General features: G+C 69.6%; 15 protein-coding genes, 1 tRNA gene and 1 pseudogene. 4 read left to right on the top strand and 13 right to left on the bottom strand.

Translation table 11 applies throughout. From position 1 onward, the window contains the following. Positions 1–4: 4 nt before the first annotated feature. The 3 genes from LUX31_RS05115 to LUX31_RS05105 all read right to left on the bottom strand — a co-directional run bounded on the left by LUX31_RS05115 (position 5) and on the right by LUX31_RS05105 (position 3,687). Complete coding sequence (locus LUX31_RS05115) at positions 5–2,119, bottom strand: MDR family MFS transporter (RefSeq protein ID WP_235473436.1); 2,115 nt, start codon at positions 2,117–2,119, stop codon at positions 5–7. Positions 2,120–2,334: 215 nt separating this feature from the next. Next, on the bottom strand, positions 2,335–3,105 hold the full coding sequence (gene cobF, locus LUX31_RS05110) for a precorrin-6A synthase (deacetylating) (RefSeq protein ID WP_235473434.1): 771 nt from the start codon (positions 3,103–3,105) through the stop codon (positions 2,335–2,337). Between the two features lie 48 nt (positions 3,106–3,153). Beyond that, positions 3,154–3,687 (bottom strand): DUF309 domain-containing protein, encoded by a 534-nt coding sequence (locus LUX31_RS05105; RefSeq protein ID WP_235473433.1) that lies wholly within the window; start codon positions 3,685–3,687, stop codon positions 3,154–3,156. Between the two features lie 101 nt (positions 3,688–3,788). Here LUX31_RS05105 and LUX31_RS05100 point away from each other — a divergent pair. Then, positions 3,789–3,862 (top strand) — tRNA-Pro (locus LUX31_RS05100). 131 nt (positions 3,863–3,993) lie between these two features. On the opposite strand, the gene LUX31_RS05095 is transcribed toward LUX31_RS05100, so the two are convergent. Further along, positions 3,994–4,287 carry a hypothetical protein gene (locus tag LUX31_RS05095; RefSeq protein ID WP_235473431.1) on the bottom strand — a complete coding sequence of 98 codons (294 nt, stop codon included), beginning with the start codon at positions 4,285–4,287 and terminating at the stop codon, positions 3,994–3,996. Positions 4,288–4,559: 272 nt separating this feature from the next. On the opposite strand from LUX31_RS05095, the gene LUX31_RS05090 reads away from it, so the two are divergent. Next, positions 4,560–5,573: an arabinan endo-1,5-alpha-L-arabinosidase gene (locus tag LUX31_RS05090; RefSeq protein WP_443045926.1), complete on the top strand. Its 1,014-nt coding sequence runs from the start codon at positions 4,560–4,562 to the stop codon at positions 5,571–5,573. Between the two features lie 44 nt (positions 5,574–5,617). Here the strand turns inward: LUX31_RS05090 and LUX31_RS05085 are convergent. From LUX31_RS05085 to LUX31_RS05065, 5 genes and pseudogenes are all read right to left on the bottom strand, one after another. Beyond that, positions 5,618–6,002: pseudogene (locus LUX31_RS05085) on the bottom strand (AAA family ATPase); the annotation flags it as partial. Between the two features lie 95 nt (positions 6,003–6,097). Continuing rightward, positions 6,098–6,469 carry a MerR family transcriptional regulator gene (locus LUX31_RS05080; protein ID WP_235473429.1) on the bottom strand — a complete coding sequence of 124 codons (372 nt, stop codon included), beginning with the start codon at positions 6,467–6,469 and terminating at the stop codon, positions 6,098–6,100. A 45-nt stretch (positions 6,470–6,514) separates the two neighbouring features. Continuing rightward, a complete protein-coding gene (locus LUX31_RS05075) occupies positions 6,515–7,549 on the bottom strand; it encodes an MDR family NADP-dependent oxidoreductase (protein WP_235473427.1) in 1,035 nt (344 codons plus the stop codon). 134 nt (positions 7,550–7,683) lie between these two features. After that, entirely contained in the window at positions 7,684–8,292 is a 609-nt protein-coding gene (locus LUX31_RS05070) for a nitroreductase family protein (RefSeq protein ID WP_235473425.1), read from the bottom strand. Positions 8,293–8,575: 283 nt separating this feature from the next. Continuing rightward, complete coding sequence (locus LUX31_RS05065) at positions 8,576–13,792, bottom strand: family 43 glycosylhydrolase (RefSeq protein WP_235473424.1); 5,217 nt, start codon at positions 13,790–13,792, stop codon at positions 8,576–8,578. Positions 13,793–14,052: 260 nt separating this feature from the next. On the opposite strand from LUX31_RS05065, the gene LUX31_RS05060 reads away from it, so the two are divergent. Beyond that, the gene (locus LUX31_RS05060; RefSeq protein ID WP_235473422.1) at positions 14,053–15,573 is read left to right on the top strand and encodes a family 43 glycosylhydrolase; all 1,521 of its coding nucleotides are present in this window, start codon (positions 14,053–14,055) and stop codon (positions 15,571–15,573) included. A gap of 70 nt (positions 15,574–15,643) precedes the next feature. On the opposite strand, the gene LUX31_RS05055 is transcribed toward LUX31_RS05060, so the two are convergent. The 4 genes from LUX31_RS05055 to LUX31_RS05040 all read right to left on the bottom strand — a co-directional run bounded on the left by LUX31_RS05055 (position 15,644) and on the right by LUX31_RS05040 (position 21,687). Continuing rightward, positions 15,644–16,708 carry an iron-siderophore ABC transporter substrate-binding protein gene (locus LUX31_RS05055; protein ID WP_235473421.1) on the bottom strand — a complete coding sequence of 355 codons (1,065 nt, stop codon included), beginning with the start codon at positions 16,706–16,708 and terminating at the stop codon, positions 15,644–15,646. Then, complete coding sequence (locus LUX31_RS05050) at positions 16,708–18,540, bottom strand: ABC transporter ATP-binding protein (RefSeq protein ID WP_235473419.1); 1,833 nt, start codon at positions 18,538–18,540, stop codon at positions 16,708–16,710. Before LUX31_RS05050 ends, LUX31_RS05055 begins: the two co-directional genes overlap by 1 nt. Next, positions 18,537–20,234: an ABC transporter ATP-binding protein gene (locus LUX31_RS05045; RefSeq protein ID WP_235473418.1), complete on the bottom strand. Its 1,698-nt coding sequence runs from the start codon at positions 20,232–20,234 to the stop codon at positions 18,537–18,539. Before LUX31_RS05045 ends, LUX31_RS05050 begins: the two co-directional genes overlap by 4 nt. 100 nt (positions 20,235–20,334) lie before the next feature. Beyond that, a complete protein-coding gene (locus LUX31_RS05040) occupies positions 20,335–21,687 on the bottom strand; it encodes a lysine N(6)-hydroxylase/L-ornithine N(5)-oxygenase family protein (RefSeq protein WP_235473416.1) in 1,353 nt (450 codons plus the stop codon). 84 nt (positions 21,688–21,771) lie between these two features. Here LUX31_RS05040 and LUX31_RS05035 point away from each other — a divergent pair, with 84 nt between their 5' ends. Beyond that, complete coding sequence (locus LUX31_RS05035) at positions 21,772–22,719, top strand: methionyl-tRNA formyltransferase (protein WP_235473414.1); 948 nt, start codon at positions 21,772–21,774, stop codon at positions 22,717–22,719. Positions 22,720–22,837: the final 118 nt, after the last annotated feature.

Below are 22,837 nucleotides of genomic sequence, written 5' to 3'. Positions count from 1 at the left end.
GGTGTCAGGTGCCCGGCTGTGAACCGGACGTCCCTCCACCCGTACCCGAGCCCGCCCCCGCCAGCGCCGCAGGCCGACTCGGCAAGGTGCTGCTCAGGTCCTCCACCAGGAGGCGTTTGGCGATGGTGTCCACCGCGGTGCGCAGGTCCGTGCCCGGGGGGTGGCCCAGGTCCTGTTCCACTCGGCCGGTCAGCCAGGTGCCCCATGCCTTGCCGATCACCTGCGCCTCGCGGGCGCCCGCCTCCGTGTGGGAGAAGAAGGTGCCTGTGCGGGTCAGGTAGCCCTCCTCGACCATGCGGTCGAAGACAGGGAGGATTACTTCGGGCGGCATATGGCGGCGGGCGGCGATCAGGCCCAGGCTCGCGTGGCCGACCATGCGGGTGAACAGTTCGACCTGCATGACGGCCCAGGCGCCCGCGATGTCGAGGCGAGTGTCGGAGTCGCTGACGATCCGGCGTGCGGTGTCCAGATCCGTACTGCCGATGATCTTTCCGACGGAGGCTTCCAGCAGGCGCCGTGAGTCCGCGGTCGACGGCTGCGCGAAGCCGTCGCCCATGTCCGTCGACGCCATACGGGCGCTGTCGCGCAGCTGGACCTGTTTCAGGAACAGGGCGACGACGAAGCCGACCAGCGCGACCGGCACGGTCCACAGGAAGACGGTCTGGATGGTGTCCGCGTATGCGTCGATGATGGGCGAAGCGGCCTCGGGGGGCAGGTTGTGCAGGCCCTCCGGGCTGGTCGCCGCCCTGGTGATGGTGGCGGTGTCCGCCGCGCCCGTGCGTGCGGCTTCCGCGATGCCCTCGGAGAGGTTCGGGGTCAGCGAGTTGGTGTAGAGCGTGCCGAAGACGGCCGTGCCGAACGAGCTGCCCAGCGTACGGAAGAAGGTGACGCCGGAGGTCGCGGTGCCGAGGTCGGCGTACTCGACGGTGTTCTGCACGGCGATCGTCAGCACCTGCATGCCCAGGCCGATACCGGTGCCGAGGACGAACATGTACAGCGAGGCCAGCCAGGTGCTCGTCGACGCGTCCATCAGGGAGAGGAGATACAGGCCCACACCCATCACCAGCGAGCCGATGATCGGGAAGTAGCGGTACTGGCCGGTCTTGCTGACCACGTTGCCGCTGAAGACGGACGCGATCAGCAGGCCGAGGACCATGGGGAGGGTCCGTACGCCGGACACTGTCGCCGAGTCGCCGTCCACGTACTGGAGGAAGGTCGGCAGGTAGGTCATCGCGCCGAGCATCGCGAAGCCGACGATGAAGCTGAGGATCGAGCAGACCGTGAAGACGGGGTTGGCGAACAGCCGCATCGGCAGCGTCGGTTCGGCCGCGCGGGACTCGGCCCAGCAGAACAGGCCGAGCGAGACCGCGCCGCCGACGAACAGCGCGATGATGACGCCGGAACCCCACGCGTACTCGGTGCCGCCCCAACTCGTCGCCAGGATCAGCGCGCTGGCGCCGATCGCCACGAACGCGATGCCCAGATAGTCGATGACCGGCCGCACCGCCGACTTCACCACCGGGATGGTGCGGGCCGCCGCGATCACGACGACGATCGCGATCGGGACGTTGACGTAGAACGCCCAGCGCCAGGTCAGATGGTCGGTGAAGAGACCGCCGAGCAACGGCCCGATGACCGTCGCCACCCCGAACACGGCCCCGATCGCGCCCTGGTACTTGCCGCGCTCCCGCAGCGGGATCACATCCGCGATCAGGGCCATCGCCGTGACCATCAGCCCGCCCGCGCCGATGCCCTGCAGGGCCCGCCAGACGATCAGCAGTGTCATGTTCGTGGACAGCCCGCACAGGAACGAACCCGTGATGAAGACGATCGCCGAGACCTGGAAGACCACCTTGCGGCCGAACAGGTCGCCGAACTTGCCGACGAGCACCGTGGCCACGGTCTCCGCCAGCAGATACGACGTCACCACCCACGACATGTGCTCGGCACCGCCCAGGTCCGACACGATCGTCGGCAGGGCCGTGCCGACGATCGTCTGGTCCAGGGCCGCCAGCAGCATGCCGAGCATGATCGTGACGAAGACGATGTTGCGTCGGCGGGGGTCCAGCACGGGCGGCTGGGCGGCGGCGGGAGGCGCGGTGTCCTCGGCGACTGTCACGAGGTCACGATCACACCGGGCGTCCGGCCGCGCATGCGGGGACGGTCCGCCCGGGTGCCCGCCGCCTACGGCTGCCAGGGCCTGTCCGGCGGATCAGGTCGCGGGACAGCAACGGCGCCGCATCATCGCCGGTGAGCGGGGTCTGGTGCGCGCAGCTGCAAGGCGGAGAGGGCGTGCCAGACCCCGCGTCCGCGACATGATCAGCCGGACATGCCCTAGGGCCGTGGATTCCGGCGCAGCAGATACGTGTCCATGATCCAGCCCTTGCGTTCCCGGGCCTCCGCGCGCAGTCGCTCGATACGGGGACCGGCCTCGGCGATCGGCCCGGAGACCAGGATCTCGTCCGGGGTGCCTATGTAGGCGCCCCAGTAGATGTCGATGTCCTCACCGGCGTACTCCCGGAAGGCCTGATGCGCGTCGAGCATCACCACCACGTCGTCGACATCCGCCGGGAAACCCTCGGCCAGCCGCCGCCCGGTGGTGATCTGCACGGGCCGCGCGACCCGGTTGAGCCCGGTGCGGTGTCGGCCCACGAGCGCCGAGACACTGCTGATGCCGGGTACGACGTCGTACTCGAACTCCACCTCGCCCCGCCCGAGGATCTCCTCCAGAATCCCGAGCGTGCTGTCGTACAGAGACGGATCGCCCCACACCAGGAACGCCCCGCTCTCGTCCGCGCCGAGTTCCCCGGCGATCAGCCGCTCGTAGATCTCGGCCCGGGCGCTGCGCCAGTCCCCGACGGCAGGGGCGTACGCACCGCCCCCGGCCGTCCGGTCCCGGTCCGGGTCGCGCGCCTCGACCAGGCGGTACGTCCCTTCCGGCACATGCGTGTCGAGCAGCTGCCGGCGTAGCCCGACCAGGTCGGACTTGGCCTCGCCCTTGTCCAGGACGAAGAACACGTCGGTGCTCCGCAGCGCCCTGACCGCCTGCAGGGTGAGCTGTTCGGGGTCGCCCGCGCCGATACCGATGACATGAATCTTCCGCACGCCCCCGAGTCTGCCCCACCCCACTGACAACGCGGTGGTCGCCCCTGGTCAGCCGCCGGCCGTACCGCCCGACAGACGCGGCGCCCGGGCCCCCGCGTCGACGGCCACGGCGTCCCGTTCCACCTCCGCCGCCAGCTCCCGCGCCCAGGCCACGACCCCCGCGAGGTCCATCCCGTACGGCTGCTGCCGCGCATCCCCGGCCGCCCACTCCTCGACCGCCCCGGCCCCGCGCCGCAGCAGCCGCGCCCCGCCGGTGACATTCCCGCGCGCGGTGTGCGTGAGCCCCACGGCCAACTGCGCGAGCCCCCGCCACAGGGCGCGGTCCTGATCGGGACCCGACTTCCAGGCGTCCTCGAAGACCTCGTGCGCGTGGAACGGTTTCCCCGCGTCCAGCAGCGCCTGGGCCTCGGCGACGGTCTCCTCGGGACGGCGTACGACTCCCTCGGGTTGCCGGGCCACCCCGTGCTCGCCGTACGGCAGCGGGCGCCCGAGCCCGTCCCGGGGCCGGGCGTTGCGCGCCCGCCCCTCCTCGTCCCGATCCCGACCGCCCACTGCCGCCCGACCCTCCGATGCACTGCCCATACACCGATTGTCGCGCGGATCCCGCCGGCTACGGGGCAGCCCCTGACGTGGGGTAGGGTTCTGTTCGCGTGATCACGCGGGGCAACCGCGGTTCAACGCAACGGGACGTGGCGCAGCTTGGTAGCGCACTTGACTGGGGGTCAAGGGGTCGCAGGTTCAAATCCTGTCGTCCCGACTCGAACGAGTCGCAGGTCAGGGGCGGTTTCGGAGGAATCCGAAACCGCCCCTTGATCATTTGTCGTCCACCGCGATCACCGGGACTTCGAAACCGTCCTGGGGTCCCGGCACAGCGAGGTCATCACCTCGTCAGTGCTGGGGGTGCGGGTCAGTCATCGTGTCCGGGCCCGTGACCCGGGTCCGGCGGGCGCGCGGGTTCCGGTGGTGCCTGTGGGCCGATCCGCGCTTCGCCATGGCCAGGCCCAGGCAGAAGATCAGTGCCAGGGCGAGGCCGGAGCAGAACACGGCAAGGGTGTTCATGGTGGCGATGTCGTTGCCCAGCACCGACACGGTGTACTCGGGTCCGCCGGGCAGGTTGTCCGCGATCACCAGAGCGGTGAACGCGCCGGTGGCCGCGAGGAGGAGCAGTCCGATGAGCAGCATCCGAGTCATCTCCTCAGGTAGCCCGAAAGGACCTGCAAGGTCGTCAAGGTCGTCAAGGTCGTCAAGGTCGTCAAGGTCGTCAAGGTCGTCATGTCCCGGTACGGGTACCCCTGATCCGGCAAGCCACACGACAGCGCCCCCGCCGGGAATCGCTGCGCGAACCGTTGACGCGCAAGGAGTTCGATTCTACGGTCCCGTTCGAAGTCGTGACCGACGTTCACCATGTCGAACACGTCCGGCCGGGGTCGTCCCCCCACACAAGGAGGATCCGCGTGAGCCGCACCTCCCGCAAAGACGCTCGCACAGCCACCCGCAGAGTCCCCAGGACCACTCGTAGAACCACTCTCCTCGCCGTCCCCGCGGCGATCCTGCTCGCCCTCGTCCCGAGCTCGGCGTCCGCGTATCCGAACCCGGGCACCGTCACCGGCTCGATCGTGGTCCACGATCCGACGATGATCCGTACGTCCTCGGGCCAGTACCTGCTGTACGCCACCGGCGGCGGCCTCGCATACAGGACCTCGGCCAACCGGATCGCCTTCAGCGCGGGCGGAGACGCCTTCGGCACCAAGCCCGGCTGGTGGTCGTCGTACGCCACCGAGGCATGGGCGCCCGACATCTCATACCGCGGCGGCAAGTACCTGATGTACTACGCCGTCTCGACCTTCGGCTCGAACAAGTCGGCCATCGGGCTGGCCGGTTCGACGACCGGACTGCCCGGCTCCTGGAGCGACTACGGGACGGTCTACACATCCACCACCTCCAGCGACTACAACGCCATCGACCCGAACCTCTTCGTGAACGACGACGGCAAGTGGTGGCTGTCCTTCGGCAGTTGGTGGACCGGGATCAAGATGATCCAGATCGACCCGTCGACCGGGAAGCAGCTCTCGTCCAACACCACCCGCTACTCGCTCGCCTCCCGCCCCACCGGAACCAAGGCCGTCGAGGCCCCGTCCATCGTCGAACGGAACGGCTACTACTACCTGTTCGCCTCGTACGACACCTGCTGCGCCGGCACGAGTTCCACGTACAAGGTCAAGGTCGGCCGGGCCACGAGCGTCACCGGCCCGTACTACGACAAGAACGGCGTCGCCATGACGAACAACGGAGGTACGCCCGTACTGGAGTCGCACGGCCGGTACATCGGCCCCGGCGGGCAGTCGATCATGAACGACGCGGACGGCGACCTGATCGTCTACCACTACTACGACGGCCAGGACAACGGCACTCCGAAGCTCGGCATCAACCTCCTGGACTGGAGCAGCGGCTGGCCCGTCGCCTACTGACCTTGCTGCCTGTGCCGGTGGTGGCAGCTCGATCCGTGATCGCCGCCAGTCGGGCAGCGGCAGATCGGGGATGTCCACCGACCGTGAGGCCACCCGTCGCCGGTGCTCGTCCCGGTCGGAGTAGACGACCTCCATCTCCACGGCGGGCACAGCCGCCCGCACGGCTGTCGACCGCCACCCGTCGCGCGTGACGGTCAGTGGATTGACCGACTCCGCGATCACGGTCAGCCCCTGCCGGAGATGCTCCTCGGCCAACGCGTATCCCACGACGTAGCCCGCGGGTCCCACGGGGTGCGGGGTCAGCCCCGAGCGCACAAGGGCCTGTTCGATGGTGCCGACCCGCAGATGGACCGCGCCGATCCGGGCCGCCAGGAGGCGGGCGAGCGTGGTCTTGCCGGCGGCGGGGAGGCCGCCGATGACGATCAGCATGCGTCACCCTACGACTCGCCCGGCGAGCGGACGCCGGCCGCTCCGCCCGGCGAACCAGCAGCGGGATCGCGACCATATGGGCAGGCCGGGCGCGGTCACTTCGCCGGGGCCGTCTGCTCCGCCAGCCGGGTGCGCAGTCGGGTCAGGCGGTCGATCTCGGCGTCGAGGGCCGCCAGCCTGCGGTTCACGACGCCGGTGCCGGGGCCGTCCGGTTCGCAGCCGCTGCATCGGCGGCTCGGGTTGTCGACGAGCAGCGGGATGCGGTCGGCGAAGCCGCTGAGGTCGTCCACGGTGAGCCCGAGGGCGAGCAGTTCGCGGATCACCTTGACCCGGGCCACGTGGTCCTGACCGTACTCGCGCTGCCCGGCGGCCGTGCGCGGCGGCGCCGGCAGCAGACCGCGCTCCTCGTAGAACCGCAGTGCCCTTGGTGTCGTGCCCGCCGCTGCCGCCGCGTCCCCGATCCGCATCCCGCTCCTCTCGACCGGTACGAGGAGCGTGCCGTCACCTCACCGTCACGGGAGTTCCACGACGACCGTTCCGGTGTGCCGCCCCTCGAACAGTTCCTGCAACGCTTCGGGAGCGCGATCGATGCCCGGGATCCGTACCTGGGGGAAGACGATCTCGCCGGAGCGCAGCCACTCGCCGAAGCGTTTGGTCCACTCCGCCGTGATCGGGCCGAGGTCGGCGCCGCTGATGCCGTGGAGCGCGATGCCGTGGGTGATGATCCGGAAGGTGTCGAGCTCCGCCGGGGCGCTGGAGCCGTCGCCGTCCCGCTCTGCCGCCAGCTGGCCGGAGAGTGCGCCCACCAGTGCGAACCGTGCGCCGTGGCGGGCCGCGCCGACGGCAGCGGTCAGCTGTTCGCCGCCGACCGTGTCCAGCAGGACGTCGATGCCGTCGGGCGCGGCGGCGGCCAGTTGCTCGGCGAAGGGGATCGCGCCCGGCACCAGCACGGCGTCGTAGCCGAGTTCGGCCCGGAGCCGTTCCGCCTTGTGCGGGGAGCGGGTGGTGCCGACGACCCGGCCGGCGCCCAGCAGCCTGGCCACCTGCCCCGCCAGGCTCCCCACGGCTCCTGCCGCGCCGGTGACGAGGACCGTGTCGCCGGGTCGCACGGCGGCGATCCGGGAGAGGGCCGCGTACACGGGTGTCCCTGACGCCAGATGCGCCACGGGGTCGGGCAGTGCATCGCCCAGCGGGGCGCAGTCGGTGTCGGCCAGCAGGGCGTGCTCCCGCCAGCCGAGCAGGTGGGTCACCTCGTCGCCCGGGCGCAGACCGCTGCCGGGGCCCACCGCGACGACCTCGCCGACGGCGGGACCGTACAGCGCGTCGCCGACGTGCAGGGGAGGCAGCGGTACGCCCTCGGCCTTGCCCACGATGAGTGTGCGCAGCCCCGGGAAGACGAGGAAGTACCGGTTGCGGACGACGACTTGGCCCGGTCCCGGTGCGGGCAGTGGTGTCTCGACGGCGGACAGGTGGTCGGGCCCGGGCAGGTGCTCGGGCAGGCTGACGAGTCGGATCTCCCGGGTCGTGGACGGTGTTTCGGTGCTCATCTCGGCAACTCCAGGCTTCAGTTGACGGGGCGTCAGGAACCGGCGCCACGGGCGCTGTTCGGCCGTGGCGGTCGACGCACGCTAATCCCTGACGTATGCGTCAGAGGCAAGGCCGTCTGCCCGGAGTGCCGCTCTCAGTCCTCGTGGCGGACCGGGAGGGGCGTGCCCCACCGCTCCGCGAAGAAGGTCTCCGCCAGGGGGCGCCGTTCGCGGGCGGCGGTCTCGCGTTCGCGCAGGTCCGGCGGGAGGAGGTCCGCCGCGGCCAGGGCACCGATCGCGGTGACGGACTGCGGCTGGTAGCCGTCGGGGACGCCCAGCGAGGTGCGCAGCCGGTCCCGGTCGAAGCCGCCCATCTGGTGGGTGTGCAGCCCCAGCGCGTGTGCCTGCACCGACAGCTGGGCCACCGCGAGCCCGGTGTCGTACGCGGAGCCGTACAGCGGGGTCCCGTCGTCCAGGCGCTCCCCGGCGACCGCCGCGACGAGCAGTGAACTGTTCCCCGCCCAGCGGCGGTTGGTGCTTCCGAGGGCACCGAAGATCTGCTCGTACGTCGAGTCGCCGCGGCGGCCGACCAGGAAGCGCCACGGCTGCCTGTTGTAGGCGGAGGGCGCCCAGCGGGCCGCCTCCAGCAGGGAGACGAGTTCCTCGTCGCCGATCGTGTGGGCGGCGTCGAACGAGCGGGGGCTCCAGCGTTCGGCGAGCAGGGGGTGGACGGCCACGGCGGTGTTCGCGGTACGGGGTGACATGCGGGGGCCTTTCATGGGCAGCGCGGTTGCGGTGACGGGAAGGGGCGGCCGGAGGCCGGAGAGGCCGGAGCGTGGTGTCAGCTCGCGGACGGACAACCCATGGTGGTGACACGTGCGTAGTCGACGTGGCGGCGGGACACGAGCACGGTCATGCGGCCAGGTAATCACACGGAGGGATCCGGGCACCAGCATGCCGAGGGCGCGCACACCGGGCGGGCGGTCAGGCCCTGCTTGGTGTACGCGCCCTCGGGTACTGCTGTCCGGCGTGGTCAGTGCATCCGGCCTAGTGGCCGATGACGATGCCCTTCGTCGCGGTCCCTGTGAGGTTGTCGTACACGACGTCCCCCGTGGACTTCTTCCAGATCCGGATGCGGAAGGTGTCCGGTCCGTCCGTGGCCGTGACGCGGAAGGCGTAGCCGCTCACGCCGTTGACCGTGCCGGAGCCCTGGTACACGGCCTTGGAGTCCGTCACCACCAGCCAGTCGGAGGACGTGGCGCGCAGCCGCACGCCCGTCTTGGACTTGCCGTCCGGCGTGAAGTCGAAGGACGCCGTGCCCGCCGGGATCGTCGCCCCCTTCTTGTAGAAGGCGCCGAAGGAGAAGCCCGCCTTGCCGGTCAGTGCCGGGTCGGCCGGGTAGGCACCCGCCCGGGACGGGATCACGCCGATGCCCGTCGCGCGGCCGGCGGGGTTGTACACGACCAGCTCGGGGAGCTGGGCCGTGTCCGAGGCCCCGTCGTCGTCCGTCACCGTGACCGTCGGGCGGAAGAGGCCCGCCGAGAGGTAGGCGTGGGTCGCCTCGCAGACGCCGCCCGTGACCTTGCCGGGCGTCGGGGTGGTGCCGTCCTTCCAGTCGACGGTGCAGGTGTGGGTGTCGGAGCGGCCCGGGTCGGTGAACATCACCGTGAGGGCGGCCGGGGTGCGCTTGCCCGCCGGGACCGGGGTCTTCGGGCCCTGGGCCGAGGTGATCGACGGGGACGCGTTGGTGACCGTCACCGTCAGAGTGTCGGTGCTGCGGCCTCCGGTCAGGGTGACCTCGTACGTGCCGTTGTCCGTGCAGGTGAGGGATGCCGGGATGGCGGTGCTGTTCGCGATCGTGCAGGGGGTTGCCGCGCCGACGCTCCAACTCGGGGTGCCTGCCCCGGAGATGGTGCCCGTGAGCGGGATCGCGCTGCCCTCCTGGCCCGTTGTGTCCGCTCCCGCGTGGACGATGGTCACCGGGTCGATGCTCGACAGGGTCGGGACGACCTTCTTGATCAGACCGTCGGCGTCGAACTCCAGCTTGTCGATGGTCGTTTCGCGGTGCATGCCGTCGCCGCCGGGGATCGCGAACCGGTGGTAGGCGATGTACCAGTCGTCGGTGTTCGGGACGTTGACCACCGAGTGGTGGCCGGGGCCCTTGATGCCGAGCGAGAGGTCCTTCTCCAGGATCACGCCCTGCTTGGTCCAGGGACCGGTGGGCGAGGGGCCGGTGGCGTAGGCGACCTGGTAGTTCTCGTCACGTGTGTCGTTCTCCGACCACATGAAGTAGTAGGTGCCCTTGCGCTTGATGACGAAGGTGCCCTCGTTGTAGTTGCTCGGCGTCATGTTGGTGACCTTCGAGGCGTCGAAGGAGACCATGTCGTCGCCCAGCGGGACGACGTAGGCGCGGCCGTTGCCCCAGTAGAGGTAGGACGTGCCGTCGTCGTCGGTGAAGACCGCCGGGTCGATCATCTGGCCCGTGTAGTCACCGGCCTTCAGCAGCGGCTTGCCCAGGGCGTCCTTGAAGGGGCCGGTCGGCGAGTCCGACACCGCCACACCGATGTTCGCGTCGGCGCAGAAGTAGAAGTAGTACTTGCCGTCCCTCTCCTCCATCGCCGGCGCCCAGGCGCGGCTGTCGGCCCAGGAGACGTCGGGGCCGAGGTCCAGGATGACGCCGTGGTCGGTCCAGTGGACCAGGTCCTTGGACGAGTACGCCTTGAACTGCGTACCGCTCCAGCCCTCGAAGCCGTCGGTGGTCGGGTAGATGTAGAAGGTGTCGCCGAAGCGGACGATGTTCGGGTCCGCGTTCAGGCCCGGCAGCACCGGGCTCTTCATCTCCACGGCCGTCACCGTCCAGGTGCGCTTCTTGCCGTCGGAGCCGGTGACCTCGTACGTGACCGGCTCGGTGAAGTCGCGCAGGGCGCCGGAGGCGGGGCTGATGGCCGCGCCGTGGGCCAGGGTGAACTCCGGTGCCAGGGCGGTGACATCACTGCCCGAAATGAGCGGCAGGACGATCTTGCTGTCCTTGTCGGTGATGATCGCGTCGGTCTTCAGCGCCGGGTGGGTCGCCGTGGCGATCCCGGTGGTGTTGCCGCTGATCTCCAGGACCTCGGCGGGCGTCAGGGCCCGGTTGTAGATCCGGAAGTCGTCGACCTCGCCGCCGAAGTACGGGTCCGAGGAGTACAGGGACTTGCCGATGTAGCCGGAGTAGTCCTTCGCGGAGTCGTACAGCTCGGACGGCTTGATGGTGACACCGCTGACACGGGCCGCCTCGGCGCCGTCCACGTAGAGGATCGCCGTCTCGGTCTCGCCGTTCAGCGTGACGGTGACGTGCTTCCACTCGCCCGCGGTGAGCTGGGAGCCGCCGATCAGCTGCTTCTCACCGGACCAAGTCGCCTTGGTGATCGCGGAGAAGAGCTTCCCGCCGCCGTTGGAGGGCGTGGCGAACAGGTACTTGTCGCTGTCCGGGCCGAGGCCGAACAGCCACTGGAATTTGTCGCCGCCCTTCCACTTCACGTACGTGGAGACGGTGACGCTGGTCGTGTCCTTCAGGACCCCGCCCGGGATCTTGACGTACGGCGAGCTGGAACTGCTGTTGCCGCCGGACATCTTGAAGGAGCCGCCCTCGACTCCCGTACCGAAGTCGGGAGTTCGGACATAGGTGCCGTGGTAGCCGTGGCCGCTGGAGTCGCGGGCGATGCTGCCGCCGGTCTCGTCGAAGTCGTAGTGCAGGAGCAGGTCGGCCGGGACGTCCGGGCCCTCGGCGGAGACCGTGACCTCGGCGCTGACCCCGATCGCGGAGTCGCCCGCCAGGTCGCCCCTCACGGTGAAGGTGCCGGCCTGCGCGTACTGCGACTCGGCCACGGCCTCCCAGGTGACGGCGACGGGCCGCTTCACACCGTCCGCCGACTCGGCGATCACGGTGGCGGGCAGGACCGGGGCGTCACCGATGCGCGTCTCGACCTTGACGTCCTCGGCGCTCGTGATGATCTGGTCCGGCTGGTAGGTCTTCAGGAGCCGGTCGTACTCGGTCTGGGTGACCGGGAGCACGGTGCCGTGGCGGGGCTTCGACGGCAGGTCGTAGCCGGTGGACGGGGTCCAGACGCCGGAGTCCAGGTCCGTCGTCTCGAAGGGGATGTAGCCGCGACCGCCGAACTCGTCGAGGAACGCGTACCACTTCTCCTCGGTGTTCGACTTGAACACCAGCGGGCCCTCGGCCGCGCTCATCACGCCCTTGCCGATGCCCTCGGCGACGGCGGTCCAGGAGAGGTTCTTCAGCGAGTCACTCTTCTCCTCGAAGATGAACTTGCTGTTGGGCGTGGAGGAGCTGTTGTTCCGCTCGTCCTTGGAGAGGCGGTAGTACTCGCCGTCGTGCTGGACGACCGTGGAGTCGATGACCGAGTAGCCGCGGTCGACCCAGACCTTGGGCTCGCTGAAGGTGTAGAAGTCACGGGTCGTCGCGTACATCATGCGGTTGTACGTGTCGCCGGAGTGGTCGGCGGTCGTGTACAGCTTCGACGCCCAGAAGACCACGTACTCGCCGAGCTTCTCGTCGTAATAGGCCTCCGGCGCCCAGGTGTTGCCGGCCGAGTCGGGGGAGACCTTCACCAGACGCTGGTTGGTCCAGTTCACCAGGTCGGTGGACTCCCACACCATGATGGACTTGCTGCCGGTGCGCTGGGAGGCGTCCCAGTCGCCGTTGCCGTAGATCCGCAGGTCGGTGGCGATCTGGTAGAACTTGTCGCCCTCGGGGGAGCGGATGATGAACGGGTCGCGCAGGCCCTTCTCGCCGAGCGTGGAGGTCAGGACGGGCTTGCCGTCGTTCAACTCCCGCCATTTCAGCGGGTCGTTGCCCTTGCTGAGGGCCGCGTAGAGCTGCTCGCCGTCCGAGGTGCCCTCGCCGGTGAAGTAGCTGAACATATAGCCCTTGAGGGCTTCCTTCGCGGGGAGTTCGGGGACCTTGGCGGTCAGCGTGCGGGTCGTGGTGGCCGTGCCCTTGGTGACGGTCGCGGTCAGGTCGACCGTCGTACCGCCGTCGCCGTGCGCGGGGCGGTGGACCACACCGTCGGCCGTGACGACGTCCGGGTTCGCCGACGACCAGGCAACCGCCGTGCCGTAGACGCCCGTTGAGGGAAGGGTGAGGTTCCCCCGTACGTCGTCGATGTTCGGGACGGTCAGTGCCTCGGCGGCCCGCTGGGTGGCCGTCGTGTCGTCGAAGGTGGCCGGGACGGTGACGTCGAAGGTCTTGGTGTCGCTCACCGGGCCCTTCTTCAGGGTCGCCGTGAGCGTGGCGTGGCCGTCCGGTTCACCGGCGGCCGGGCGGGTCACCGCACCGCTCGCCGACACCACCGAGGCGTGGTCGGTCGCCCAGGTGATGGCGGAACCGCCCGCCGGGCCCGCGCTCGGCAGGGTCAGATCGGCGATCACCGCGCTGGTGTCGCCCAGCGTCAGCGCCGACTTGTCCGCCGCTACGCCCTGCGTGGCGACGGGGAGGGAGAGTTCCTCGACCTCCGTGGTCGCCAGCGCCCGGTCGTAGATCCGGAAGTCGCGGATGTTGCCCTTGAAGAGGTTGTCGCCGGGATAGACCGACTTGCCTATGTAGTTGGCGGTGGTCGTGCCCGAGCCGATGGAGCCGGGGGTGAGGGTGATCGCCGTGTTGCGGCCCACCTCCACGCCGTCCTCGTAGAGCACGCCCGTGTTGCCGGTCTGGGTGTAGGTGATCTGCTTCCAGACCGCGCGCTGGAGGTTGGTGCCCGCGGAGCGTGTCGTCTGTTCCGTCGACCAGTTGCCGCTGGCGATGGAGGTCCGGAAGGAGTTGCCCGTGGTGAACAGGTAGCCGTTGCCGACCGTGCCGCTGGTGTTGCCGAAGCCGTAGATGAAGTACGGGTTGGACTGGGCGGTGTCGACCTTCACGTCCATCGAGACGGTGATCGAGTCCATCCCGCTCATGATGTTGTCCGGCACCTTGATGTAGGTGTCCGAACCGTTGAAGGCGAGTCCCTCGCCCGAGTCGGACCAGCCGGCGGTGCCGTTCACCGTGCCGGTACGGCCGTTGCCCGAGGCGTCTGCCACGGCGGTACCGGAGGCCGCGTCGAGCTTGTACCAGAGGGTCAGACCGTCGGTGATGTCGGCCGCGGCGGCCTGGGCGGGGGCGGACAACACCAACGGCCCGGCGAGGCCGAGGAGAAGGGAAGCGGCGGTCAGTCCGGCGAGCCGTTCCGACCAGCGTCTGGTACGGCCGCGCGATCTCGGGAGGTGCATCGTTTCGGCTTCCTCTGCTCAGGCACGGGGGAGGTGACGGAGGGGCGCAGATTTCGTCTGTGTGTCCTCGCGTTGCGAGAGTGTCAATCGCTGCGACCAGGGGCGTCAAGACTTTTCGAACAGCGTTCGGCGGGTCGGACAACTTGTTTTTACACGCTGGACGTCAACCGGAACCGAAGCTGTCACAAGCGTTGACGTGTGCACCTCGCGTCCCTATGTTCTGGTCGAAGTTGCGTACATGGTCCGGGATTTCGAACAACATGAACAATGTGGCCATAAGAAGGGGACCTGTTGTGTTCCGTACCCGTCACTGGTTGACCCTCCTGGCAGCGCTTCTCGCGCTGCTCGTGCCCGTCGTGGGCATCCAGCCCGCCGCCGCGGCCGAGGGACGCCCGTACACGAACCCGGTCAAGTCCCAGAAGGGCGCCGACCCCTGGCTGGAGTACTACAACGGCAACTACTACCTGGTCACCACGTCCTTCACCGGCGTCCTGACCATGCGCAAGTCGCCGACCCTGGCCGGACTTTCGACGGCTCCCAGCGTGCAGGTCTGGAGCGACACCACCTCGACCCGCAACAACAACTTCTGGGCGCCCGAGCTGCACTTCTTCGACGGCCACTGGTATCTGTACTACTCCGGCGCGCCGAGCGGGGCCGCCTGCTGTGACCAGCAGCGGACGTACGTCGTGGAGAGCGCCGGCACCGATCCGATGGGCCCGTACACCTTCAAGAACCAGCTCACCGGGTCCAACCTCGACCCGGGCGGCTGGCTCATCGACGCCACCGTGCTGAAGTACAACAGCAAGCTCTACCTGGTCGGCAGCGGTGCCATCGGCGGCAGCAAGCAGAGCCTCGTCATCGCGCCGATGACCAACCCGTACACCATCAGCGGCTCCACCTTCAGCCTGATCTCCCAGCCGACGCTGGCCTGGGAGACCTCCGGGGCGCCCGTCAACGAGGGGCCCGAGCCGCTCTATCACGACGGCCGGACCTTCCTCACCTTCTCGGCGAGCTACTGCGTGACAGCCGACTACAAGCTCGGTCAGCTCGAACTCACCGGCACCGACCCGCTGTTGGCGTCCTCCTGGACGAAGAAGCAGACGCCCGTCTTCCAGCGCAACGATGCCGCCGGGGTCTACGGACCGGGCCACAACGGGTTCTTCACCTCGCCGGACGGCACCGAGAACTGGCTCGTCTACCACGCCAACGACTCGGCCTCGGGCGGCTGCGGCAACGGCCGGACCACCCGCGCCCAGAAGTTCACCTGGAACGCCGACGGCACGCCGAACTTCGGCACGCCGGTCGCGCTCGGCACCACGCTTCCCGGCCCGGCCGGTGAGACCGCGGTGACCCCGACCGCGTACACGCTGGTCAACCGCAACAGCGGCAAGTGCCTCGACGTGGAGGGCGGGAACACCGCCGACGGCACCAACATCTTCCAGTGGACGTGCAACGGCGGCGCCAACCAGAAGTGGCGCATCGAGGACCAGGCCGACGACACCAGCCGGCTGGTCAACGTCGCCACCGGCAAGGTGATGGACACCGCGGACTGCGCAACGGCCGACGGCACGGATCTGCGTCAGTGGTCCTGGCTGAACAACAACTGCCAGAAGTTCAGGCTCGTTTACACCGCCACCGGTGACTACGTCCGCATCGTGAACGAGTCCACCGGCAAGGTCGCCGACGTCGCCGACTGCTCCTCCGCGGACGGCGCCGACGTACGCCAGTGGACCTGGCTGAACAACAACTGCCAGCAGTGGCAGATCAGGCCCACCACGTGAGCCGGAAGTCCCTATAGATGGCTGTGGCCCGACCGCAACTCCGGTCGGGCCGCAGCCATATGAGGGGACGTCAGCTGGTCGGCTCGGTCACCTTCGTGTCCGTCTTGCCGTCGACGGCCGCCGACAGCTGCGGGACCAGTCGCTCCAACATGTACGGCAGGCTCAGCACCGACACGAACGACACCGAGTTGCCGTAGTCGCTGCTCTCCTTGACGAAGACCTCACGGTCCTCCTTGGCCACCTTCAGGTCCGCGTACAGGGCGTCTTTGCGCAGCGTCGCCTTGTCCTTGGTGGTGTCGGCGACGATCCACACGATCGCGTCCGTGTTCAGGAGGTCGGTGCGCTCCTTGCTGATGTTGGCGCCGAACTCGTCACCGATGACCTTGTCCAGGTCGGTGGGCAGCTTGAAACCGAGGTTCGTGAGGACGCGCGAGCGCGGGTCCTGGCTGCCGAAGACGAAGATACCCTCGTACGGGGTCGCCATCAGGCCGGTCTTGCCGGCGAACTCGGGGTGCTCGGAGGCAGCCGTCTTGAAGTCGGTCTCGACCCCGGTGACCAGCTCCTTCGCCTTGGCCTCCTGGCCGAGCGCCTTGCCGATGATCTCGGTCTGGTCCTGCCACGGAACGCCGAAGTCGTTGTACTCCTTCGGCTGGGCCACCACCGGGGCGAACTTCGACAGCGTGTCGTACTGCGCCTTCGTCAGACCGCTGTAGACCGCGAGGATCAGGTCGGGCTTGAGCGCGGCGATCTTCTCCGCCGACGGGCCCGTGCCGGTGTCCTTGAGGACGGTCGGCACCGCCGCGCTGCCCAGCTTGTCCGCGGCCCACGGGCCGATGGCACCCTTGTAGCCGCCCAGCCACTCGGTCGTACCGACCGGCACCTTGCCCAGCGCGAGCACGGCGTCCTGGTCGGTCAGACCGACAGTGACGATCCGCTTCGGCTCGGACTCGATGGTGGTGCTGCCGTACTTGTGCGTCAGGGTCACCGGGAAGGCGGAGTCGGCGGACGCGCTGGCCGTGGAGCCCGCCGTGTCGGAGGAGTCGTCGTCGGAACCGCAGGCGGTGGCGGTACCGAAGAGGAGCAGTACGGAGGTGAGCGCCGCGGCGAGCCGAGAGCCTCTGGGAGAGCCGAGCATCAGTGGTCCTTCATGGTGGTGGTTGTGTCGGTGCTGGGACGTGGCGTGGGGGGCTTCTCGGCTGTGGAACGGGTGCCGGACCAGGCTTCCCACAGGGAGGCGTAGGTTCCGGCCGCCGCGCACAGCTCGTCATGGGTGCCGCTCTCCACGATCCGCCCGCCGTCCATGACGACGATCCGGTCCGCGTCCGCGGCCTGGGTGAGACGGTGGGCGACCACGAGGGCCGTACGGTCCTCGATCGCCCGGTCGGCTGCCTTCTCCAGCAGCCGTGCTCCGGTACTGCCGGCCTCGGCCGTCGCCTCGTCCAGCACGGCGACCGGCGGATCCGCCAGCACCAGCCGGGCCAGGGCGAGTTGCTGCACCTGGGCGGCGGTGAGCCGGTGCCCGCCCTCGCCGACGACGGTGTCCAGGCCCTCGGGCAGGCCCGACACCCAGTCCAGCGCGTCCACTTCGGTCAGGGCCGAGCGCAGGGCCTCGTCCGTCGCGTCGGCGCGCGCGAGCCGCAGATCGTCGGCGAGCGGGCCCGCGAAGACATGCGTCTCCTGGGTGACCAGGGCAACGGGCAGGCTGTCGGCGGTCGTTGACACACCCGTGAGGTGGACCGTGCCGGAGGTCGGCTCGTGCACCCCCGCGATGAGCTTGGCGAGCGTCGTCTTGCCCGCGCCGCTCGGCCCGACCAGCGCGACCCGCTCCCCGGCGGCCAGCGTGAGATGCACGTCCCGAAGGACGGGACGCCCCGGCACGTACTCGTGGTGGACGCCGGTCACGGTGACCGTGCCGGGCTCCCGGTGCTGTGCCGTGGGCGCCGGGGGAGTGGCCCCGGGGGCCGGTACGTCCGCCACGCCGACCAGCCGGGCCAGCGCCGCCGTCGCCGACTGGGCGTCGTCGAGCAGGGCCAGGGCCTGGTTGACCGGGCCGAAAAGACTGTGGAAGTAGAGCGCGGCAGCCGTGGCCGTACCGATGGACACCGAGTCGGCACGCACCAGCAGGAACCCGGTGACCAGGACGGCGGCCAGACCGGTGTACTCGGCGATGTGCAGCCGGTTGTAGAAGCCCAGCACCAGCCGCACGCCCCGCATCGTCAACGCGACGGCGGCGGACGACCGTCGGGTCACCGACTCGGTGTGCGGCTCCTCCAGCCGGAACGCCCGTACGGTCCCGGCGCCCGCGATCGTGTCCAGGAGCTGCTGCTGCTGGGACCCCATGGCGATGCGCTGCTCGGCGTACAGGGGCACCGCGTTGCGTACGTACCACCGCGCGGTCCCCGCCTGGATGGGCACCGCGAGCAGCGCGGCCAGCAGGAAGCGCCAGTCCAGGGCGGCCAGCGCGGCGAAGGTCAGCACGATGGCGAGCAGGGAACGGGCCAGCTCGGGCAGCGCGTTGCGCACCGCCTCGCCGACCACCGAGACATCCCGGGTGACCCGGGCGTTGAGGTCGCCGGACCCGGCCTTCTCCACCTGTTCCAGGGGCAGTTGCAGCGCCCGCTCGACGAACCGTTCGCGCAGCTGGGCCAGTACGGTCTCGCCGAGCCGGGACACCAGGGACAGCCCGAGTGCGGTGGTGCCGCCCTGGGTGACGGCCACCAGGACCAGGAGGACGACGGGCAGGGTGAGTTCGTCCGGCGGGCGGTGGTCGGCGACCAGGTCCACCATGCGGCCGAGCAGCGGCTGGACGAGCAGTCCGACGCCGGTCGCGGCGACCATCACGGCGAACGCGCCGATGGCGAGCCCGCGGTGCGGGCGGACCAGTTCGCCGACGGCGGCACGGGTGCGCCGGGGCGTCGCCGTGGGCAGCAACTCCCGTGTGGCGCCGGGGAGTTCGTGGTCGCTCATGACAGCACCGCCGCTCGGTAGGTCTCATGACGGTGTATCAGATCGGCGTGCGGTGCCGCGTCGGTCACCCGTCCGTCCTCCAGCAGGACGACCCGGTCGGTGACCGACAGCAGCGCGGGACTCGTGGTCACCAGCACCGTCGTACGGCCCTTGCGGATCTCCCGGACTCCGGTGGCGATGCCCGCCTCGGTCACCGCGTCCACGGCGGTGGTCGGATCGTGGACCACCAGGACGGGCCGCTCGGCCGCCAACGCCCTGGCCAGCGCGACGCGTTGCCGTTGCCCGCCGGAGAGCGAGCGGCCCTGCTCACTGACCGCGGTGTCCTCACCGTCCGGGAGGGTCTGCGCGACCTGGGCCACCCCGGCCGCCGTCATCGCCGGTTCGGGGTCGGCCCCGTCGGGTGCGGCCGCCGTGACGTTGCTGCGGACGGTGCCCTCGAAGAGGTCCGCGTCGTGCTCGGCCACCAGCAGCGCGGTGCGCAGCTCGGCCGGGTCCAGGTCCCGCAGGGGGATGCCGTCCAGCTCGACGGTGCCCGCCTCCGGGTCGGAGCGGCGAGCCAGACAGCGAAGCAGGTCGGTGGCGTGCGCGGGGTCGGTCGCGACCACGCCGAGCAGTTCACCCGGTGCGATGTCGAGGTCGAGGCCCTGGAGTCCGCCGAAGCTGACGCCGGTGAGACGGACCGCGCCACGCACCGGCTCGGCCAGGGTCGCGGTGCCCGGGGCGACGGTGTGCGGGGCGGCCAGCACCTCCGCGATCCGGGTCGCCGAGGCACGGCCCTGGGCCAGCTCGGCGTTGACCCACGCGAGGACCTCCAGCGGGCCGAGGAGGAAGAGGGCGAGCCCGACCGCCGACACCAACTGGCCGAGACTGATGTCCCCTTGGGCGGCGAGCCGGCCGCCGACCAGGGCGACGGCGGCGATCAGACAGCCGGTGAGGGTGAGCACCATGCCGCTCTGGAAGGCCTGCGCCCGGGCCGCCTTGAGGGTGGCCTGGAGGGAGTCGCGGCTGGTCGTGCGGTAGCGGGCCAGGGCGGTCGACTCGCCGCCGATGCCCTTGAGGACACGCAGACCGGCCACCAGATCGGCGGCGACTGCCGAGGCGTGCGCGGCCCGCTCCTGCTCGGCCTCGCTGCGCGACTCCAGCGGCTTGCTCAGCAGATGGCCCAGCCACAGCAGCACGGGCGTGCCGAGCAGTACGACCAGGCCGAGCGTGACGGACGTACGCAGCAGGACGATCGCGCTGACGAGGACCCCGGCGAGCGCCGAAATCCCGGCCATGGCCGCCATGTTGACGGCGCCGACGCGTTTGGCGTCCTCGGTGGCGATGTTGGCGAGCGCGCCGGGCAGTCGGCCCTCCTCCGCGCCGCCCCCGGGGGCCAGGACCCGGCGTACGAGGGAGATACGGAGGGTGTGTTCGGCCTGGGCGGCGGCCCGGTCGGCGGACCAGGCGCTGAAACGCCAGCTCAGCGCGAGACCGACGTAGACGACGGCGAGGACGACGAGCCAGCTCACCAGGGAGCCGGTGTCGGAGCCCGTGACGGCGCGGTCGATGACCAGACCGATCAGGACCGGCACCAGCGCCTCGCCCAACTGGTGGCCGGAGCCGAGCAGCGAGCCGACGGCGACATCGCGCCGCTGCCCTCTGACTGTCTGTCGCAGGACGTCCCGCCCCGACAGCTGTGAAGGACTACTCACCCGTAACCCCTCTGGGATCGGACGACTGTTTGGGCCGGTAAGGCCTGCCTAAGTGCGTGTGCGTGTACTCGGGCAGGCCTAAAACTTAGGTGAGGCTACTCTAAGTTGAAGATGGCTGCCCAGTGCTCGCACCCGCCTCGACCGTGCGACGGTCGAGCAGCGAGTCGAGGATCTCTCCCGAGCGAACGGCGGTCGTCGACAGCAGCGTCGAGGTGAGACCGTGCGTGTGCTCGGTCGCGCCCTGGAGGTAGATGCCGGCGGTGACTTCGGGCGCCGCCTCGACCCGGTGGTCGCGGCCGACCCGGACGGCGTCGTTGTCGTCCCGCAGGCACAGTTTGGCGGCTCTGCCCAACAGGCTGTCGAGGTCCCGGGGCCGGTATCCGGTGGCGTGCACGAGCACGTCGCAGGAGAGCACCTCCCGTTCCCCGGTGGGGAGATACTCGACGGTGACGTCCAACCGGTCGTCGAACTGCTCGACGTCCCGGATGCGGGAGACGTTGCGCATCCGCAGCCGCTCGTGGCCCTGGACCTTCTCGCGGTACATCGTGGCGTACAGCGACTCGATCAAGTCCATGTCCACCACCGAGTAGTTGGTGGAACGGTGGTAGTCGTACAGCGACTGTTTCACCTCCGGCCGGGACCGGAAGTAGACGTCCACCGCCTCCGGGTCGAAGATCCGGTTGGCGAACGGGCTGTCGTCGGCGGGCGTGTAGCCGTATTTGGCGAAGACCGCGCAGACCTCGGTGTCGGGGAAGGAGCGGTGCAGGAAGTCGACCGCCTCGGCGCCGCTCTGGCCTGCGCCGAGGACGAGAATGCGGTCCACGGAGGCGCCCGTACCGCTCAACTCGCGGGTACGCGGCACCAGTTCGCTGTTGTGCCAGATGCGGTCGGACAGCGCGGTGCCGGGCGGCACATGCGGTTCGAGACCGACGGCCACCGAGATGTTGCGGGCGCGGCGGACCACCGTACGCTCCGGCCGGCCGGGCACACGGCTGACGACGTCGAACCAGCGGACCTCGCCGCCCTCGGTCAGCACAGGCTCGACGGACACGACCTCCGCGTCGTACGTGACCTGGTCCGCGACCCGGCCCGCCGCCCACTCGAAGTACTCGTGGAACTCGATCCGCAGCGGGAAGAGGGTCTTCGCGTTGAGGAAGTCCACCAGCCGGCCGCGGTCCCGCAGGAAACACAGGAAGCTGAAGTCGCTGGTCGGGTTGCGCATGGTGACCAGGTCCTTGAGAAAGGACACCTGCATGGTCGCGTCGTCGATGAGCATGCCGCGGTGCCAGCCGAACCGTGGCTGGCGCTCCAGAAACTCGGCGCGAATGCGCTCCTCAGGCGCGGCTTGTGCGTTGTGTTCCGCGATCGCTATGGCCAGCGCCAGATTTGACGGGCCGAAGCCGATGCCGAGCACGTCATGGATGGCGTCCGGTTCGTCGTGCAGTGCGTTCACCGCAACTTCCCTTCCCCTAGGCGCACTGATGTTAAATAAGGTTAGCCTTACCTTGCAATGGTGTGTCCTACGGAAGGATCGACTATGCGGGTCGTCATGTTCGGCTATCAGACCTGGGGGCACCGCACGCTCCAGGCCCTGCTGGACTCCGATCACGAGGTGGTCATGGCGGTCACCCACCCCAAGAGCGACCACGTATACGAAAAAATCTGGGACGACTCGGTGGCCGACCTCGCCGAGAAGCACGGCATCCCGGTGCTGCTGCGCAACCGCCCGGACGACCCCGAACTCCTCACCGCGCTACGGGAGTTGGTGCCGGACCTGATAGTCGCCAACAACTGGCGCACGGTCCTGCCCCCGGAGATCTTCGACCTCCCGGCGCACGGCACGCTCAACATCCACGACTCCCTCCTCCCGGCGTACGCGGGCTTCTCCCCGCTGATCTGGGCGCTCATCAACGGCGAACGGGAGGTCGGAGTCACCGCGCACCGCATGAACGCGGAGCTGGACGCCGGTGACGTGCTGCTTCAGCGTGCGATCCCTGTGGGCGCACGCGACACGGTCACGGACCTCTTCCACCGCACTGTGGACTTGATCACACCGGTGGTCCACGAGTCCCTCGCGCTCATCGCATCGGGCCGCGCGGAGTGGATCCCCCAGGACCGCAGCAGGGCGAGCTTCTTCCACAAGCGGTCGTTGGAGGACAGCCGCATCGACTGGAGCTGGCCGGCGGAGGCGATTGAGCGCCTGATCCGCGCCCAGTCGGACCCGTACCCCAACGCCTTCACCCACCACAAGGGTCAGCGCATACGCATTGTCGAGGCCGCGGTCTCGGAGGGCTGCTACGGCGGCACCCCGGGCCGCATCTTCATCCGCGAGGGCGACGGCATCGTGGTGGTAGCGGGCGCGGAGGCGCGGAACGGGCGCCTGCGGGGCCTGTTGGTGAAGCGGGTGCGGACGGAGGACGGGGCGGAGATCGCGGCGACGGAGTACTTCCGGACGATGGGCGGGTATCTGACGGCGCGTCCCTGACGCGGTTTCCTCGCCCCCGCCGCCCCTGCCCCCGTCCCATCCCTGGGGGGCTGCGCCCCCAGACCCCCGCTACGGCCCTGAACGGGCCTTGTCCTCAAACGCCGGACGGGCTGAAAAT

This window comes from Streptomyces sp. GQFP (assembly GCF_021545335.1).
Classification (GTDB): Bacteria; Actinomycetota; Actinomycetes; order Streptomycetales; family Streptomycetaceae; genus Streptomyces.
Note: the sequence above shows the minus strand (reverse complement) of the source record. Positions and strands in the feature narration are given on the sequence as shown.

What these genes read in the sequence shown, in the direction of transcription:
- LUX31_RS05105 (WP_235473433.1), bottom strand. Translation starts at nt 3,687, where the DNA reads ATGGGCAGTGCATCGGAGGGTCGGGCGGCAGTGGGCGGTCGGGATCGG.
- LUX31_RS05095 (WP_235473431.1), bottom strand. Translation starts at nt 4,287, where the DNA reads ATGCTGCTCATCGGACTGCTCCTCCTCGCGGCCACCGGCGCGTTCACC.
- LUX31_RS05080 (WP_235473429.1), bottom strand. Translation starts at nt 6,469, where the DNA reads ATGCGGATCGGGGACGCGGCGGCAGCGGCGGGCACGACACCAAGGGCA.
- LUX31_RS05075 (WP_235473427.1), bottom strand. Translation starts at nt 7,549, where the DNA reads ATGAGCACCGAAACACCGTCCACGACCCGGGAGATCCGACTCGTCAGC.
- LUX31_RS05070 (WP_235473425.1), bottom strand. Translation starts at nt 8,292, where the DNA reads ATGTCACCCCGTACCGCGAACACCGCCGTGGCCGTCCACCCCCTGCTC.
- LUX31_RS05065 (WP_235473424.1), bottom strand. Translation starts at nt 13,792, where the DNA reads ATGCACCTCCCGAGATCGCGCGGCCGTACCAGACGCTGGTCGGAACGG.
- LUX31_RS05060 (WP_235473422.1), top strand. Translation starts at nt 14,053, where the DNA reads ATGAACAATGTGGCCATAAGAAGGGGACCTGTTGTGTTCCGTACCCGT.
- LUX31_RS05055 (WP_235473421.1), bottom strand. Translation starts at nt 16,708, where the DNA reads ATGCTCGGCTCTCCCAGAGGCTCTCGGCTCGCCGCGGCGCTCACCTCC.
- LUX31_RS05050 (WP_235473419.1), bottom strand. Translation starts at nt 18,540, where the DNA reads ATGAGCGACCACGAACTCCCCGGCGCCACACGGGAGTTGCTGCCCACG.
- LUX31_RS05035 (WP_235473414.1), top strand. Translation starts at nt 21,772, where the DNA reads ATGCGGGTCGTCATGTTCGGCTATCAGACCTGGGGGCACCGCACGCTC.